This is a genomic window from Enterobacter sp. N18-03635 (genome assembly GCF_004006055.1).
GTDB lineage: Bacteria > Pseudomonadota > Gammaproteobacteria > Enterobacterales > Enterobacteriaceae > Enterobacter > Enterobacter vonholyi.
On the sequence record NZ_CP034768.1, the window covers coordinates 15,285 to 31,512 of the forward strand.

At 57.3% G+C, this 16,228-nt stretch carries 24 protein-coding genes and 1 pseudogene; 23 read left to right on the forward strand and 2 right to left on the reverse strand.

The features are described 5' to 3' along the window. Window positions 1-372: 372 nt before the first annotated feature. Both ELK40_RS00105 and umuD read right to left on the reverse strand, forming a co-directional pair. On the reverse strand, window positions 373-1,644 hold the full coding sequence (locus ELK40_RS00105; protein ID WP_127728845.1) for a Y-family DNA polymerase: 1,272 nt from the start codon (window positions 1,642-1,644) through the stop codon (window positions 373-375). Further along, window positions 1,644-2,075 carry a translesion error-prone DNA polymerase V autoproteolytic subunit gene (umuD, locus tag ELK40_RS00110; protein ID WP_032663686.1) on the reverse strand — a complete coding sequence of 144 codons (432 nt, stop codon included), beginning with the start codon at window positions 2,073-2,075 and terminating at the stop codon, window positions 1,644-1,646. The genes ELK40_RS00105 and umuD overlap by 1 nt, the downstream gene beginning before the upstream one ends. A gap of 231 nt (window positions 2,076-2,306) precedes the next feature. Between umuD and parM the strand changes: the two genes are divergently transcribed. The 23 genes and pseudogenes from parM (at window position 2,307) to ELK40_RS00225 (ending at window position 16,189) form a co-directional block, all read left to right on the forward strand. Continuing rightward, the gene (parM, locus tag ELK40_RS00115; protein ID WP_164850605.1) at window positions 2,307-3,278 is read left to right on the forward strand and encodes a plasmid segregation protein ParM domain-containing protein; all 972 of its coding nucleotides are present in this window, start codon (window positions 2,307-2,309) and stop codon (window positions 3,276-3,278) included. A gap of 2 nt (window positions 3,279-3,280) precedes the next feature. After that, window positions 3,281-3,943 carry a plasmid partitioning/stability family protein gene (locus ELK40_RS00120; protein WP_127728849.1) on the forward strand — a complete coding sequence of 221 codons (663 nt, stop codon included), beginning with the start codon at window positions 3,281-3,283 and terminating at the stop codon, window positions 3,941-3,943. 3 nt (window positions 3,944-3,946) lie between these two features. After that, a complete protein-coding gene (locus tag ELK40_RS00125; RefSeq protein WP_127728851.1) occupies window positions 3,947-4,210 on the forward strand; it encodes a hypothetical protein in 264 nt (87 codons plus the stop codon). After that, window positions 4,207-4,446 (forward strand): hypothetical protein, encoded by a 240-nt coding sequence (locus ELK40_RS00130; RefSeq protein ID WP_244599381.1) that lies wholly within the window; start codon window positions 4,207-4,209, stop codon window positions 4,444-4,446. The genes ELK40_RS00125 and ELK40_RS00130 overlap by 4 nt, the downstream gene beginning before the upstream one ends. Before the next feature lie 977 nt (window positions 4,447-5,423). Further along, window positions 5,424-6,116, forward strand: coding sequence for a DNA methylase (locus ELK40_RS00135; protein ID WP_127728853.1), 693 nt, complete (start codon window positions 5,424-5,426; stop codon window positions 6,114-6,116). Next, entirely contained in the window at window positions 6,113-6,334 is a 222-nt protein-coding gene (locus tag ELK40_RS00140) for a hypothetical protein (RefSeq protein WP_013087144.1), read from the forward strand. The genes ELK40_RS00135 and ELK40_RS00140 overlap by 4 nt, the downstream gene beginning before the upstream one ends. A 55-nt stretch (window positions 6,335-6,389) precedes the next feature. After that, window positions 6,390-6,812 (forward strand): DUF1380 family protein, encoded by a 423-nt coding sequence (locus tag ELK40_RS00145; RefSeq protein WP_127728855.1) that lies wholly within the window; start codon window positions 6,390-6,392, stop codon window positions 6,810-6,812. Window positions 6,813-7,169: 357 nt separating this feature from the next. Continuing rightward, on the forward strand, window positions 7,170-7,598 hold the full coding sequence (locus tag ELK40_RS00150; protein ID WP_126497527.1) for an antirestriction protein: 429 nt from the start codon (window positions 7,170-7,172) through the stop codon (window positions 7,596-7,598). Between the two features lie 42 nt (window positions 7,599-7,640). Then, window positions 7,641-8,051, forward strand: a complete 411-nt coding sequence (locus tag ELK40_RS00155; protein WP_032663704.1) for a DUF1380 family protein — start codon at window positions 7,641-7,643, stop codon at window positions 8,049-8,051. 49 nt (window positions 8,052-8,100) lie between these two features. After that, a complete protein-coding gene (locus ELK40_RS00160; RefSeq protein ID WP_127728857.1) occupies window positions 8,101-8,298 on the forward strand; it encodes a hypothetical protein in 198 nt (65 codons plus the stop codon). Window positions 8,299-9,084: 786 nt separating this feature from the next. Further along, complete coding sequence (locus ELK40_RS00165; protein WP_127728859.1) at window positions 9,085-9,357, forward strand: hypothetical protein; 273 nt, start codon at window positions 9,085-9,087, stop codon at window positions 9,355-9,357. A 43-nt stretch (window positions 9,358-9,400) separates the two neighbouring features. Next, window positions 9,401-9,766: a hypothetical protein gene (locus ELK40_RS00170; protein ID WP_127728861.1), complete on the forward strand. Its 366-nt coding sequence runs from the start codon at window positions 9,401-9,403 to the stop codon at window positions 9,764-9,766. 67 nt (window positions 9,767-9,833) lie between these two features. Further along, window positions 9,834-11,846, forward strand: a complete 2,013-nt coding sequence (locus ELK40_RS00175; protein WP_127728863.1) for a ParB/RepB/Spo0J family partition protein — start codon at window positions 9,834-9,836, stop codon at window positions 11,844-11,846. Window positions 11,847-11,883: 37 nt separating this feature from the next. Then, complete coding sequence (psiB, locus tag ELK40_RS00180) at window positions 11,884-12,318, forward strand: conjugation system SOS inhibitor PsiB (RefSeq protein WP_061549460.1); 435 nt, start codon at window positions 11,884-11,886, stop codon at window positions 12,316-12,318. Continuing rightward, the gene (locus ELK40_RS00185) at window positions 12,315-13,046 is read left to right on the forward strand and encodes a plasmid SOS inhibition protein A (RefSeq protein ID WP_127728865.1); all 732 of its coding nucleotides are present in this window, start codon (window positions 12,315-12,317) and stop codon (window positions 13,044-13,046) included. Before psiB ends, ELK40_RS00185 begins: the two co-directional genes overlap by 4 nt. Continuing rightward, entirely contained in the window at window positions 13,043-13,273 is a 231-nt protein-coding gene (locus ELK40_RS00190; RefSeq protein ID WP_127728867.1) for a hypothetical protein, read from the forward strand. The genes ELK40_RS00185 and ELK40_RS00190 overlap by 4 nt, the downstream gene beginning before the upstream one ends. After that, window positions 13,270-13,494, forward strand: a complete 225-nt coding sequence (locus tag ELK40_RS00195; protein WP_244599382.1) for a hypothetical protein — start codon at window positions 13,270-13,272, stop codon at window positions 13,492-13,494. Before ELK40_RS00190 ends, ELK40_RS00195 begins: the two co-directional genes overlap by 4 nt. A 191-nt stretch (window positions 13,495-13,685) precedes the next feature. Further along, a pseudogene (locus ELK40_RS22805) lies at window positions 13,686-13,835 on the forward strand (DUF5431 family protein); the annotation flags it as partial. Beyond that, window positions 13,783-13,902: a type I toxin-antitoxin system Hok family toxin gene (locus tag ELK40_RS00200; RefSeq protein ID WP_223230179.1), complete on the forward strand. Its 120-nt coding sequence runs from the start codon at window positions 13,783-13,785 to the stop codon at window positions 13,900-13,902. The pseudogene ELK40_RS22805 and the gene ELK40_RS00200, both read left to right, overlap by 53 nt. An 878-nt stretch (window positions 13,903-14,780) precedes the next feature. Continuing rightward, window positions 14,781-15,095 (forward strand): hypothetical protein, encoded by a 315-nt coding sequence (locus ELK40_RS00210; RefSeq protein ID WP_063617449.1) that lies wholly within the window; start codon window positions 14,781-14,783, stop codon window positions 15,093-15,095. Window positions 15,096-15,203: 108 nt separating this feature from the next. Then, window positions 15,204-15,362, forward strand: a complete 159-nt coding sequence (locus ELK40_RS00215; protein ID WP_223825186.1) for a hypothetical protein — start codon at window positions 15,204-15,206, stop codon at window positions 15,360-15,362. A gap of 77 nt (window positions 15,363-15,439) precedes the next feature. Continuing rightward, on the forward strand, window positions 15,440-15,901 hold the full coding sequence (locus tag ELK40_RS00220) for a DUF1419 domain-containing protein (RefSeq protein ID WP_063136928.1): 462 nt from the start codon (window positions 15,440-15,442) through the stop codon (window positions 15,899-15,901). Between the two features lie 87 nt (window positions 15,902-15,988). Further along, window positions 15,989-16,189 (forward strand): hypothetical protein, encoded by a 201-nt coding sequence (locus tag ELK40_RS00225; RefSeq protein WP_127728869.1) that lies wholly within the window; start codon window positions 15,989-15,991, stop codon window positions 16,187-16,189. The last annotated feature ends 39 nt before the right edge of the window (window positions 16,190-16,228 follow it).

A 16,228-nucleotide genomic window follows, 5' to 3' on the forward strand; every position in this document is an offset into this window, starting at 1 on the left:
ATAACTTTGTGGAATACAACAAATCATGAGGGCAATTTGTCACAGGGTTAAGGGCAATCTGTCACACTTTAAGATGGAGATTGAGGGTGATTTGTCACACTGAAAGGGCAGATTGTCACACAGATCCTTCTCAAACCCGCATGAATAAAGGGCTGAGAGGTGTTCTAAAAAGGTAAACCTAACAACCCTTTAAAAAGATCTTATAAAAATATGCCCGTGGATAAGTGGATAAACAGAGTGGGGTATCCATTAAACACCGAGCGTAAGCAGAATTTGTCCGTGCAGTTCCCTGGTGCTTCCTCGCTCACTCGCGGGCTTCGCCCTGTCGTTCGGCTGCGGCGAGCACTACTGGCTCTCTCTGAAAGGCGAAATTTAACCGATCCTCGCTATGGGGATATCTTTCCAGCGGGTGGTGTACGTAGGGGAGAGCATATCGCGTTTCATCTGCCATGCAGGCGCAATACCTCGTCCTGCAAACCAGACCTGTCCCAGCCCGGAATGATTAATGCCATCGAGAACCTTCATCAGCTCAGCGCTGTGAGGACGTGGAGGACGTTCGTCGAACAGCTGCAGCTGCGAAACGCCGGAGCCGGTGAAGTCATTCAGCATCACACCGGCTTTGGCATACCGGTGCCCATCCTTCCAGATACGCTCCAGAGCCGTTGTGGCGGCCGCAATGATGTCCCGGGTGTCCTGAGTGGGGGTAAGCAGTTTCTCTGTGGCCACGTTGCCATAGTAAGGCTCTTTAACGGCGAACGGAGACGTTTTGATGAATACGGAAATATGCCGGCAGTACTGGCGCTCTTTACGCAGTTTTTCTGAGGCCCGCTCTGCGTACTGACAGACAGCCTGCCGCAGCGAATCGTATTCAGTGACCTTCTCACCAAAGCTGCGGCTGCAGACTATCTGCTGCTTTGTTGGCGGGGCTTCCTCAAGCGACATGCAGCTTTCCCCGTTCAGTTCGCGCACTGTTCGCTCGAGAACGACGGAGAAATTTTTACGGATGAAGGCCGGGTTCGTCAGGGCCAGATCGAGCGCGGTCTTAATGCCCAGAACATTGAGCTTGCGTGCAATACGGTTTCCCACGCCCCAGATCTCTTCGACCGGCTGCAGCGAAAGCAGTTTCTGCGTTCGCTGGGGATTCCCCCGGGTCAGGGCGAGCACACCACGAAACTGTTTCCACTCCTTTGAGGCCCACTGCGCTGATTTTGCAAGGGTTTTCGTCGGCCCGGCACCCACGCCGATGGTCAGTCGGGTACAGTCATATACGTGCTGGCGCAGCTGCCGGCCGAAGTCCTCCAGGTCCATGCAGTGTTCAACGCCGGTCAGGTCGAGGAACATCTCGTCAATCGAATACTGTTCCACCCTGGGGGCCAGCTCCTCCAGGCAGTTCATTACGCGCGCTGACATCGAGGCATAAAGTTCATAGTTGCTTGAGAACGCGTATATTTTTTCCGGGTACCTTTCGTTTTTCATCTGAAACCACGGCGTGCCCATTTTGACCCAGGGCTTTGCCTCGGCACTTCTTGCGATGACGCAGCCATCGTTATTACTGAGCACCACAACCGGCTTTCCTTTCAAATCCGGGCGGAAAACGCGTTCGCAGCTGGCATAAAAGCTGTTCACATCGGCCAGGGCAAACATCAGTACATCTCCCTCGGGCGGTGGATGATGTGCGTGACGACGCCAAAGATATCCAGATCGTCCGGGTCGGGATAAATCGGCGACCAGGCGGCGTTCATGGGCTGCAGCGTCAGTCGTGGCGTCAGCAGCAGCCGTTTGACCGTAAACTCCCCCTGCACGCTGGCCACAACAATATCGCCATGCCGGGGCTTCTCGGCACAGTCCACAACCAGCAGATCGCCATTATAAAGGCTGCCGTCGGCCATGCTGTCACCGCTGGCGCGAAGGTAGTAAGTCGCGCTCGGATGCCGTATGCAGTAATCATGGAGATCCAGATCGGATTCGACATAGTCAGCAGCAGGGCTGGGAAAACCGCAGCTGGCCAGGTCTGCAAACAACGGATGGGCCTGTGGCGGGAGTTCTTTCCCGGTGCTGAAAAGCTGCAGTTTCATCTTTCCTCCTGACGTCTAAATATACTGGTTATGTATACAGTATATTTAACAGCGTGAGGATAATCCAGATCGCCTGCGCCATGAACAGAGTGAGTAATCTAAGCTACTCAAAATGTTCAATAATATCATTTTGATTGTTTTGTATTGCTCATGATGAGAAATAAGGCTTTTATTTTTCCATTTTGCTCTTATAATGTGTATCAAATTGAGTGTAATTGACGGAGCATAATGGTGAATATTTACTGCGATGATGGTTCAACTAATGTTAAGCTGGCATGGTTTGAAGGAAACGAGCTGCAGACCCGGGTTTCTGCTAACTCCTTCCGGCATGGCTGGAAAGTGGCGGAATTCAGTGCTGCAACGTTCAACTATCAGGTGGGCACGCTGAAATATACCTGGGACAGCGTCAGCCGGGATGCCATTCCGACAACAAACGTGGAATATCAGTACGGTGATCTCAACCTGCTGGCCGTGCATCATGCCCTGCTGAACAGCGGACTTGAGCCGCAGCCGGTGAGCCTGACCGTGACGCTGCCCCTGAGCGAGTATTATGACGGGGACTGCCAGCGGAACGAGGAGAACATCCGACGCAAACGGGAAAACCTGATGCGTAAACTGGTGCTGAATAAGGGCAGGGCTTTTACCGTAACGAACGTGACGGTGATGCCGGAATCACTGCCGGCGGCGTTCTCCCGTCTCGCGGAGCTGAAGCCCGGTCCCGCAGAGACCACCCTGATTATCGATCTCGGCGGAACCACGCTCGATGCCGGCGTGATTGTCGGACAGTTTGACGATATCAGTGCGGTACACGGCAATCCGTCTGTCGGCGTGTCGCAGGTCACCCGCGCAGCTGCAGGCGCGCTGCGGGCTGCAGACAGCGAAACCAGCGCGCTAATTGCTGACACGGTCATCCGCAACCGCAATGATCGTCAGTATCTGCAGCGAGTGATCAACGATGCCGGAAAAATTGACGATGTTCTGAACAAAATTACAGAGGCAATCACTTCCCTGGGCGCGCGTGTCACCAGTGAGCTGACGGCCTTCAGGAACGTTAACCGGGTATTCCTGGTCGGGGGAGGCGCATCCCTCATTGAAGAGGCTATCCGTCAGGCCTGGCCTCTGGCTCCTGACCGTATCGAGGTTATCGGCGATCCGCAGCTGGCGCTGGCCAGAGAGATTGCCCTTTACAATAAAGAGGACTAAACGTGCCGGACGGCCAGTATTCTTTCTATCTGCACAGCGACGATCGCACCGACATCGCGGCGATGGCGACCATCAGCACCATCTCACAGCCCCTGCGCGGTGACTTCATCCGGACCGCTGCCACCGCCGGGGCGGTGATGTACCAGACGGATGCCCGTTTACCGGCGCTGATCCCGGTGTTCTTTGACGGGCATCTGAGCGCCATCCGGCTTTGTGCCGTGATGGCGCTGGTATCCGGCACCTGGTCTTCACTCTCAGGACTTCCTGATGAGCCTGATTGTGGCGTGGCTGCTCTGGCCATGTCACCGGAGACGGAATACCAGCGCCGGCGTTACACCCTGACGCTTCAGGATGACCGGAGCAGTGAACGGGTTGAGCGTGTGCTGACGGGGGTGTCATCCCGCCTGCGCGGAGAGCTGCTGAGAAACCTGATTATCACCGGTCTGGCCCTGCATACGACCGCACCGGAGCTGCCGCGTCTGCTGGCCAGCATGCCGGTACCGCCCGGCACGGTCAGCGAGCTGCAGGTTCTTGTTCAGCAGATGGCCGGTACGGCTGGCGTGAGTCAGGCTGCAGTACCGGAGAAACCAGCAGAGCCTGCCGCACCGGTATCCGGTGAAGCGACCAGGATAAAGAAAAATATGCAACGGGTATTCGGAGACTAAAACATGTCAGTGGTTAAACAGAAGGCAGAGCAGTGCATTCATAACTTTCTGCGTGCCCGGAACGTGCCTGAATCTCAGTGGCCGGATCTGGTCAAAAAGACCGGCAGGGGAATGATACTGGCAGGCGTGGCCGTTGTGGTTCCCGGCGTTCTGGTTGATAACATCTCCCTGCCGGTGACAATTGCGATGCAGGTCTGCTACGCCTCACTGATCGGCCTCGGGGTTCTTCTGGCGTTTGACGAGAAAAAACCAAAGGGGCAGGGATGAATATGAACATTAACCTGAAGGAGGCCGTGGTGAGTCTGGATAAACTGACGGGAGAGGAACGCACCCTCGTAATTGTTGCACTGCAGGCGCTGTATCGTCAGCGGGTTTCAGCATACAACTCGACCCTGACAGCATGCAGCTTGTCGGGAAAAACTCCGCCTCAAGATGATATTTTTGGGCTGCATGAAGTGCAGGAGGCACTGCGCAGAATTGGGGCGGCACCGGAGAGCCATTAAATCAGGCCCATGCACTTCAGAAAAAAAACGGCAGGGTGACATCACCTCCTGCCGTAAACATACTTGCTGTTATTATTCTTAAACTTTAGAACCGGTTTGCGTTAAGTCAAAATATATCATCATGATTTATCGCCCTTATTTTTCTCTTTCAGAAAACAGACCCGCCATGCTTTCATGTTAATCCGGCCGCATCGGACGCAGGGGAAGCTGTCGCTCGCGTCTGCCACGGTCATTTTACGGTGGCGGGGCACAGCGCGAGGCTGCAGCAATGTCCGCAGGATACATTCTGAATGTGGAATTCTGGCTTGCAGACGATTTCTGACGCCTGGTCACGGCGTGTATGAAGATGAAATTGCAAAAGCCATGCGTCTCTGAGAGCTCAGCCATGATGCCGGAATCGTTTTTAACCGGAACGCGCTTTAGTTTGTCACTTACGGAGTTAAGGCGGGGGGAAAAAAAAGGACACCTTCCGGGGAGGGGTGTCCTGAAATGTGTCATATTCGTTGTAAGTGAAAACCCATCAGATGTTTTCGGCACAGATAATTGCACAATCGCTGCCTTTTTTCACCTGCCATATATCCGACTCAAAAAAAAAGACGTCTCCGGCCGGGGACGTCCTGAAATCAAAGGCACACATGTAAGATAACGGCGCGAATCCATTATCAGTGTGCATTCTGCCATACCCTGTCTGACTCATCAGCTACCAGAACCGGTAACAAAGGTTGTCGGTTCCCTCCGCCTTATTGCCGCCAGCCGGCGGCGAGTTCAACGCCGTGCCTTCACGCTAACCCGGCCGCTGCGGTCACAAGGGTTCACGTTGTCTCCGTCCTCACCCGTTCGCACCTTTCACGGTGCATTCAGCCCGTGAAAGGCTTGCGCTGCGGCTTGCGGCGTCGCCCCTGCGCCCTCCGCTTTCCGCCGGGTTTTTGTGGCGGCACGGCGCAAGAGGGTGCCGCATATCAGAGAGGAGTGTATCTATGTCCCGTTTTATCCTGGGTGACTGCGTGCAGGTGATGTCCCGTTTTCCGGCGCGTGCCGTCGATTTTATTCTTACCGATCCACCGTATCTGGTTGGCTATAAGGACCGTACCGGTCGTACCCTGGCCGGGGACAACTCAGCAGAATGGCTCCAGCCCGCCTGTCATGAAATGTACCGCGTGCTGAAAAACGACAGCCTTATGGTGAGCTTCTATGCCTGGAACCGCGCGGATCTGTTTCTGAATGCGTGGAAAGCGGCCGGCTTCCGGGTGGTTGGCCATATCGTCTTTGCCAAGAGCTACGCCTCAAAATCGACGTTCGTGGGTTACACCCATGAGAGCGCCTACCTGCTGGCGAAGGGGAGGCCGCAAACCCCGGACCGTCCCATCCCGGACGTGATCCCCTGGAAATACACGGGCAACCGACACCACCCGACGGAGAAGCCGGTGCAGAGCCTGCGACCGCTGATTGAATCGTTCACGCGTCCGGGGGCCATTGTCCTTGACCCGTTCGCCGGCAGCGGCTCCACCTGCGTGACCGCCGCCGAAGCCAGCCGCCGCTATATCGGGATCGAGATGCTTGAGCAGTACCACGCCGCCGGCGTCCGCCGTCTGGCACAGGTTGAACGGGCGATAAGGATGCCGGCGGCCAATGACGGCGCGTTTTACCCTGACTATCCGGAGGCAGCATGAATTACCCGGGCCTTGAACACCTGCGCGCGGACGTGGCCGCGCTCAGCAATGCCATGTGTGATGTGCGGATGCTGCTGAACCGCCTCGAATCGCAGCACCGGCACGACGCGGCAACGCTTACTGAACGTATGGCAGCGCAGACTCTGCGCCGGATTAACACCCTGCTTCTGGAAGCCTACCGCGAAGCCCTGGTGCTGGACGAGACTTTTCAGGACTGACTGACCCTGCCGGGCTGAGGCCCGGCCTGTAATCCCTTACAAGAGAGAAAAAACAATGTACGGAACCCGCGAAGAACTTTGTGAACATCTTGAAAACATGTTCACGCCTGACGAACCCCTGGTCCTGCTGGTCTGGACGGAAGAGGGGATTAGTGTGACCTGCCGTGAAGCCCAGCCAGAACCGGACGGGGCTGAAATCCGGGAAGTGATGAAGGCGCTCGGCGAAATGAAAATGACGCAATACCGCCAGGAGGGGGTAAATAATCTGACTGTCAGCGATCTTCTGACCCGTCAGCGCGAAGCGGCAAACCGTGAGGTGAGTGTACCGGCGGTACTTCTGTCCCGCATCCTGCGTAACTATGAATGCGAGCTGGAAAATCGGATCGGTATGGCCTGGGAAGCCGGGCGGCAGGAGCCAGAAACCGTCAGGAATGAGCTGAAGGACGTTCACGCATTACAGGAGACGCTGGCCGCGTAAGGGAGAGAGCCGGGGTAACGTCCCGGCAACCGGTGGACATCCACAGCGAATAAGGATGTCAGTATCTTCCGCTTTTATCCGCCGCTGCCCTCCGGGCCACGTCGGGACAATGAAACTCCCCTGAAGCTCCGTGCGGTGACGGCATGCGCCGTGACTTCACTGTAGCCCGGCCGCATCGGCCACAAGGGTTCGCTCACGCCTCCGTCCTCACCCGTTCGCACCCTTCACGGTGCATTCAGCCCGTGAAGGCTTTGCGCTGCGGCTTGCGGCGTCGCCCCTGTGTCCTCCGCTTTTCGCCGGTCTGTCGTGTCGTCACGGCGATGCCGGAATCGAGAATATGTTAACCGTGGAGGATCTATGAACCAGACCGTGACCTGTGATGCTGTTCGTCTTGAGGGTGCGCAGCGCCTGACTTTCCTGCCTGATTTGTTTGGCGGCGATTTTATGACGTCCGAGGCATCCGTGTACGCCTATGCCCAGCGTTACTGCCCTGAGTATCTGGGGGGATTCTGGCAGTTTTACCGGCTGCCGGAAGGTGGCGGATATATGGCGCCTGACGTGGAGAGCCTGACCCTGTGCAATCCGGACAACTGGTTTGAGCAGACTGTCAGCGGGGAGGTGGCGGGGATCATCCTCACGGCGCTGGTACTGAATCACCGGAGCTGGCACCACAGTAACCATGACCATGAGGAGCTGTGCCGCCACTTCTGCCGCCGTTATGAGCAGCTTATGGCATTTGCTGATACCCATCCTGAAAGCGCCACGATCTGGCGTGCTCTTGACTGATTCACCACGGGCGGCAATGCCGCCCGACTAATGGAGAAAAACATGATTGGTACAGCAAAAGAGATAGCCATCGAAATGCTGCGTGATGACGATAATGACGGCGAGAAATTTGTATTCGCCAGCTGGAGCCGGAACGATATTCGCGGTCTCTGCATTGACTGGGATCTCAGTGATGAAGAGATCGACGTGGTGATGGAAAGACTGGAGGCAGAGCTGTATCCCTCCGGATGTGTCCCTCTCATCTACAACATTGTTGAGGTGATGGTGGAAGAAAAACGGAAACACCGTAATGTCACCATTCCGGCAGCGGCGCTTGCGGTGGTGATGCAGCTTGCAGGGAAGGAAATGGAGCGTATCGCCGTATGCGCTGAGGATGGCGGCGGATCGGCAGAAGAAACCCTGAAAGAAGAAAACGACGTCATGTTGAGCCTGCGCGCTGCGCTCGATGCCTGACAGAGAAACCGGAGGCGTTGCCTCCGGAAACTGAAAAAAGGAGAACACCATGCAACTGTCACCGGAAACCCGCAGCATCCTGCGCCAGTATAAAGCGCTCATCAACGAGCGACGTCGCGAATCCGGACTCAGCCCCGTAACCACGGCGAAAGTGCTGGATGAGATCTGCGAATCGGCTACCCGCCAGTGTGCCGTTTATCTTTGCGGCCACTTCATTCTCCAGGGCGGTCAGGGGGATGCACAGTAAATAATCCGGGCGGGGCATAGGCGCCGCCTGTTCGCGCGCGAAAACCCTGTCATCCCTTCGGGCTGACAGACGGCAAGGCCAGCGCCTGCGGCGCTGCCCCCTCCCGCCCTGATGTAATCCCGGGGAGATGCACATGAAAGGCATTGTGAGGGCAAATTGTCACTGATACGGTCCTGCGTGGCGTGGCGTGGCGTGGCGTGGCGTGGCGTGGCGTGGCGTGGCGTGGCGTGGCGTGGCGTGGCGTGGCGTGGCGTGGCGTGGCGGCTCTGAAACCCGATCAGCAAATCCTCTGAAAACACCTGAATCCCACTTCTGGCCCCCTTCGGCTCCCGGCCAGCGCTGCTGTCCGGTCGTCGAGCCCCACTCCGCCAGGGCGGCTGCTTAGCACCCGCCAGGCTCCGCCGAACCCCTTCGGGTTTCGGGCTGACGCTAGGGTCTGATGGCGAAGGTCAGGGGCTGCGGCTTCTCCGGCCGTGCCGTCCGGAACGCCTTCACCGCGCCGGCTGATGCCGTCGCTTTAATGTCGCCACGCCGTTCCGACGTGTCGGGTGTGTGCATCCTGTTCATCCGGTGAGGCCATCCCCCATGCGTCCTCACGCGGAGGGCTGGTCGTAGCACCGTCTGGTCGTCATCCGAAGGGTGAAATGCACTCCGCCAAAACTTTTTGCGGGGCGCAAAAACTTTTGTCTCCGCCCTTCTTCTGCCGCCCCGCCGTAGCTACTTGGCCCTTGCCGCGAGAGTACCAGCCTGGGAGATGGACAACCACCACCAGAGGAGAAAAGCAGGATGAACACACAGAACGTCAACGTCAAAACCGCCGGAGAGGAAACCGCCGGAAGATGTGGGGAAGAGCAAAACCCTGTTTCTGTCGCGCGGGAGTGGGTGGCTCAGGCCACTTCGCTGAAGGCGGGGGTCACCGTCACCCTGTCCGACGTGTCCCGATACGGCGACGTGCAGGTGGAGATCCGCACCAACGGAACGCTTAACTGGCGCGCCTGGTCGTTTGAACCGGATTTTCTTTTTGAACTGAAACGCAACCTGCAATACGTGCAGCTTTAACCGGAGGCCGGATGTCCGGCCTTAACCCAGAGAAGGAGGAAAAATGCAGAACCTTAACACCCGTCCGGCGACCCGTAAGGTCGGGCAGAGCACCGAAATCGTGAAGCTGCTGCGCATTCAGGCCAGCGACACCCACTTGGTCGAGTTTGACAACGTGGACACCCGCTTTAACGACTGCAACAACTGGCAGGTGATGGCAGGAGGGAAACGTGTCCTGTTCAGCAACCGCATGTATGAGCGTTTTTCAGATGTGAAATCGGGGATCGTGGCAACGATCAACGTGTGTGAAAACAGCGGCAGCGTAACGGATAAAGCGATGCTGGAAGGGGCAAAAGTCATGATGCAGGTTCTTGATGGCTATCCTTCCTTTGCAGCACTGGCAGCACACCCGAAACGCATTACCGGTTAACCGAGTGCCGTGACCGGATCGCACTCCGGCCACGGCTGACCACAACTATCACTGAGAGGTAAAAATCATGGTCGCCACCAATACTACGGCAAAAAAGCCAGCCAAGACCACCCGTCAGACAAAATCTGCGGAAAAAATCGCGCAGTCTACCGAGCAGAAGCTCGTCCAGCTGCTCGCTGATACGCCCGTGCAAATCTTCCCATACTCCCGCCTGTCACACACGGACTTAAACACGCGCATCATTCCGCATACCGATCGGGAAGTGGAAGAGATGGCAGACAGCATTCAGGCAATGGGCATCCTCCAGAACCTGATCGGTGCAGAACTGCCGGACGGTACGATCGGCATTGTCGGCGGGGAAGGCCGCCGCAGAGGCACAGGCATTCTGGTGATGCGCGGTGTGCTCGATGCAGACACGCCGTTTGTTCCGGTGAAAGTCCTGCCCGTGGAGATGGCTGTGGCGGCCTCGATGATTGAGAACGGTCGACGTAAAAACATGCATCCCGCCGAGCAAATTATCGGTTTTCGGACCCTTCAGCAGGAAGGTAAAACGGCCTCTCAGATCGGCGCACTGATGGGCTACCACCCGCGCCACGTTCAGCGCTGCCTGAAGCTGGCGAATCTTGCCCCCTCCCTGCTGGATGCGCTGGCGCGGGATGAAATCTCCCTTGAACAGTGTGAAGTCCTGACACTTGCTGATACCCATGAGCGTCAGGAGCAGGTCTGGAAAGAGGCTGTTGAAAAGTGGCGCGATCCTGCCGTACAGACTCTGCGCAAAATGGTGACCGACGACAAGATGGCCATCAGTCACCCGATGTTTGAGTATGTGGGCGAGGAAGCCTATACCGCCGCTGGCGGTACGCTGACCGCCGATCTGTTCAGCGACAGGGACAGTACCTTTGCCGATGCGGCGCTGGTGAGATCCCTGCTGGCTGGCAAGCTTACCGTGCTCGCCGCTCGCGTTAAGCAGGAGCAGGGCTGGGGCTGGGCTGAGTTCCGCATGACGGAACTGCGCGCCAGCGGTGAGGACGGTGAACTGTACCGTTTTGCCATGCCGAAAGCTGTCCTGACGGAAAAAGAACAGAAGCGCGTCAGCGAGCTGGAAGAACAAAGGGACGCCACTGAAACCTGCGATGACGAATACGAGCTTCAGCAGCAGATCGATGACATTTACTGCGAGGCAGAGTATCGCGAAGCCACGCCGGAATTTCGCGCCGCCCACGGTATCTGGGTGTCATGGGATGGTAACAATTTTCGGGTTCAGCCCGGTATCCGTAAGCTGACCGACGAAGACCGGGCAGAAGAAGAACAGGCGCGTCAGGAACGTGAAAAGAACGTGATCAGATACACCACGCCAGACATTCCCGCTGACGCCTATCCGGCAACGCTGGTTAAGGCCATGTCAGCCGAACGTACTCTGGCCGTTCAGGCGGAACTGGCGGGTCGTCCTGACGTGTCGGTGGCGCTGCTGACTTGGACGCTGTGTCTTGCGCTATTTGATCGCACACACGGCAAGCGCAGCCAACCGCTGAAAGCCTCCGTGTCCTCGAACCAGTATCACCTTGCATCACTGGCTCCATCCGGTGAAGAAGGGAAGGCGCTGACGGCGCTCAATGCACAGAAAAAAGCGCTTCAGGCAACGCTGCCCGAAAACTGGCATCTCGATTTCACCTGGCTGCTGTCATGGTCAGCAGAGCAGGTGAACACCCTGCTGGGATTCTGTGCAGCGCACGGTATCAACGGTATTCAGGAGCGTATGTACAACCATACGCAGAAAAGCGAACTGGACGGGCTGGAAGCAGCGCTGGACTTTGACCTGCGCAAATGGTGGCAGCCGGATGCCGAGAGCTACTTCGGTAAGCTCACGATTTCCCAGATTGGCAAAGCCTATGAAGAATCCGGACTCAGCGCCCGTGCGGGTGAAGTTGTGAAGCTCAAGCGCCGCGATGCGGCGAAGGCCGCCGAGCAGGATCTGAATGCTCAGGGCTGGCTGCCTGACTGGATGGTGCGCACAGCGCCAGCCGCTGAGGCTGAAGAAGCCACCGAAACCGACGCTCACAACACTGACCACGCTGCTTAATACCGGAGGCCGCCGCCTTCAGGCGGCGGGAACAGACATGACCATGCAATATGACCTGAACCGAATCAACACCCTGACCGCATCCGACCTGGAGTTTATCCGTCAGCAGGGCGAGGACGCGCGCCGCACCCTCAGCGATGCCGTGACCGGCCTCCTGTCGACACCTGAAGGATGGTGCGTCAGCGCCGAGTTCCGCAGCGAGTTCGGCGGCTTCTTCCCTGTCCAGTGCCGCTTCAGCGCGGACGGCAGTGATGACTGGCATCTGTGCGTGTGCAGTCCCGGCGAAGTCTCGCCGTACTGGCTTCTGGTGCTGCTATCCTCCGGCGGTGAAGTGGTGCGTACCCTTTACCAGAGCGACACGCTCCAGCCTGACCGGATAAATCAGCTGATCGCGCAGCTGGCAGGTATGCGCCGTTTTAACTGCACTGCCCGCACCGTGGCGAAGCTGATGAATGTTGAGGTGACAGCATGATCCCGTCCTCACACGCGCTCGTTTCCCTGAAGCCCGCCCGTCAGGCTGCAATACAGGCTATCAGCCATGTTGAGTCTGCCCGCGAACGCGGTGCAAGACTGCCCGCCATGCCGTATGTGCGTACCTTTCTGCGCTTGCTCACGGGCAGCGGACGCCTCAACGCCACGGTGGCCAATAAAATACCTGGCCTGCACTGGGTGCCAAATAACCGTCATTCGAACCTGAAACAGGTCGAGGAGGCGCTTAATACGATGATTGCCACCAGTGGCGAAGCCTGCCCGCTACCGCTCACAATTGACGTGCAGGCCGAACTGTTTCCTGAAGTCATGCACACCCGCACGGGTCGACGGCTGCACAGATCCGGCATTAAGACCACGCGCCAGCTGCGCCGCCAGTCCCGCGAGTACGAACAGCGCTGGAAACTGCGCCAGAATCTGCTGGAGCAGGCGAAAATCGACCTGAATTTTCAGTCCCCGGAAACCGTCTGCACCTGGTACACCCGGTGGAGCGACGAGTTTGACGCGGCAGAGCTTGCCGGACCGTTCTGGCGCTGGCAGTCGCGGTTCACGTCGCTGAAGGAACTTGACTGGCTTCGCATCAGCGGTGAGCCACTGTATGCAGTGATGTACGAAATCCCGTTCATCGTGCGGGAGACACCGGAACCTGTCCGTACTGCTGAGCGCTGGCAGGTACCGAACAAGCTGCGGAATCAGCAGGGGGCAGAATGAGAAATAACCCCTGCAAGACGGAGCTGAAAGTCGCGCGCAGCCAGCGTAACAAGCTCCGTACCATGTCGGCAAAGCTGAAAGAGATGTGCTGCGAGTGGGACGGACTCAGTGGCTGGCTGGAAACCGAAAGCGAGCAGCTGGTTGAGAGTATAGACAGGCATCTTGAGGCGCTCGAAGACCAGATCCGCGAGTGGTCAGAAGGTACGGATAACCGGGAGGGATATTGAGCATTATCAGCCGCAGGTTCGACAAAAAAGAGACAGGAACCGTGTTCCGGCATGCTCAAAGCGGGAAGATCCTGTACCGTCTGAATGCCCGTCTGGAACTTTATGACTGGGAAATGTTGCAGGCGATGATCAGCTTTGTCTATAACGCCGGTGTGACCGCCGGAAGCGAACAGCGAGCTGCTGAGATTCGTGAGACGCTGGGGATTTCAGGAGCTGAATGACGCGGAATAATGATGAGGATTTATACAGTTTTCAGACTGTTATTCCTGGGCAGATGATCGACAACGGGATATAATGGCGATGGCGCTTGAGGCTTTTTGCCTCATGACGTGAAGGTGGTTTGTTACCGTGTTGTGTGGCAGAAAGCAGAAAGCCCCGTAGTTAATTTTCATTAACCCACGAGGCCACCTGTATGCCTAGACAACATCAGGATAGCCTCTTAGATGCCGCAAGGCAAGGAGAAGAAGGCCATGAAACTGCCACGAAACACTCTGCTCTGGTGCGTATTAATAGTGTGTCTCACACTGCTGATATTCACTTACCTGACACGGAAATCGCTCTGCGAAATCCGATACAGGGACACGGACAGGGAGGTGGCAGCTTTTATGGCTTACGAATCCGCTAAGTAGCTAACCCCGGCGGGGGGAACCCCCCGCCACTAAGGGGCTGAGGCTGTCTGGACATGCCTGAAGCGCCTTTATGAAGGGGTTACCGGTTTACCGGTAGCCCCTTTTTCCTTCCTGACGCGACCGCACGCCTGAACTTCCGGGAAGGGCTGTTCCCCTGCGGGGAACGGGGGAAGGGGGACGCGCCTTCGGCGCTGCCCCTCTGCTCCCTCCGCCTTGCCCACATTCCTGCCTTTCCTGCCTGATTTTGCTGAAGTCAGAGCGCCATGAGTTACCTGCCTGTATCTGGCTTCGGCCTGGTTTTCCCTGTGTTCTTCATCCCGGGCGTCATATCCGGCGTCCTGCCGGTTAACTTTTTCAGCTGCAGCTCCGTGGCCATAACCCAAAAAACGGGCAGGGCGATGGCCCCCTTCGGCTCCCGGCCAGCGATGCTGTCCGGTCGTCGAGCCCCACTCCGCCAGGGCGGCCGCTGCGCACCCGCCAGGCTCCGCCGAACCCCTCCGGGTTTCGGGCCATACGGCTAGGGTCTGATGGCGAAGGTCAAGGGCTGCGGCTTCTCCGGCCGTGCCGTCCGGAACGCCTTCACCGCGCCGGCTGACGCCGTCGCTTTAATGGCGCCACGCCGTTCCGACGTGTCGGGTGTGTGCATCCTGTTCCCCCGGTGAAGCCATCCCCCGTGTGTCCTCACGCGGAGGGCTGCTTGTAGCACCGTCGGGTCGTCATCCAAGGGGTGAAATGCACTCCGCCAAAACTTTTTGCGTGCCGCAAAAACTTTTGTCTCCGCCCCTTTCCTTCCGCCCTTCGCCGTTGCTCCTTTTGCCCTTTGCCGCGAGAGAACTCACCAGGGAGATGGACAACCATCACCACAGGAGAAAACCAGGATGCACACACGAAACGTCAACGTCAAAACCGCCGCTCAAGAATCTTCCAGGAAGATGGGGGGGAAAACCGTGTCGTACACGATCCTCGTCGCTGAGACGAAAAAAAACTCTGAGGAGGAATCGGACGTTCTGGAGTTCAGCAGCCTTGCAGAGCTGAAGAAACTGCGCAGACGCTGCCCCGAAACAATGCGCTGCACCTATTTCTACGCCCTCAGCAGCGGCGTCGATAAACAGTTCCGCCATATCCATGTGGCTGAAGCTGACCACTTCAAACAGTTTGTGCGCCTGATCGAGCGCGAAGGCATCGACATTTAAATCCGGTTCATCCCGTGCGGCAGCCGCCGCACTGAACCTCATCAGACAGGAGCCAGAAACATGAGCGTTAACACCCCGACCGCAAAGGCCTGTTCCGGAAATGGGCATATGTCAGCCCCGGAGCCTAAAACAGCCTCTCTAATTGCGATTTATGGCAATGAGGCGAGCTATTCATGGAACGTTCTGGAGGATCTGAAAGCTGCAGGTGCTTCTTATACCCGCAGAAACATTATCGCCGATATGTTCCGCCGTCTGGGCGTTCAGTAACCCGGACTTACCTTTGACCCGATGCGGTGCTGTATAGCAGCTACCGCTCGGAACTAAATCAAACAGGAGCCTGAAAGATGAACGTTAACCCCCCGACCGTTGCACCAATGGCCTTTTTCGTTCCGTCTCATAACGCCGTTTATGACCGCGCAACACAACAGGACGGGCAGTGGGTGACTCAACGTGAAGCTAAAACGCTGGAATCCCTTCGCCGTCTCTATCCGGATGCGGAGCTGATCCCCGCGACTCTGGTACAGGAAAAGCAGAATGACGGCTATCGCCGTCCCTGGGTGGAAATCACCGAGGCCCGCTATATCGACCAGCTGGAAACGTTGCCGCCAGTGGACTGGTGCAGGGGGTATGGCGGGGAGTCGTTCAAGTCGATGGAGTTTACGGGCGGGGACGTGACCGCGATTTTTGTCCGGTATGGCGCGCGTTTCTTTGAGTGCCATGACCTGCACACCCGCCATCACCGGGAGCTGATTGGCGACGTGATCACCCGTTTCTGTCTCGATACGCCGCTGAATTCCGCGCATTAAAAAAGCAGGGTTGCCCCTGCTTTCTCAACGCCGGGTAGCCGCAGCAACGGTGAACCGGCAATCACAACCAAAGTAAGGAGATTGATCGTGAAATTAGACCCGCAAACTGTCGCACAGGCGAAGGCATTTGTAAATGCCCTCCGCGCCGGAAAACGCGCACGCGTCCCCGCGCTGCGCTTCTCACAGTGGCAGCAGTTTCTGTCCGTGATAAATGCCGAAACGGGCTACGCCGCCGAGGCTGACTGTGGTCTGGCTGTCAGCGTCTATCCGGCGCTTGGACTGGCTTAACAGGAGGCGGCCGCCTGCGGGCGGCCGGTAAGGAGAAAC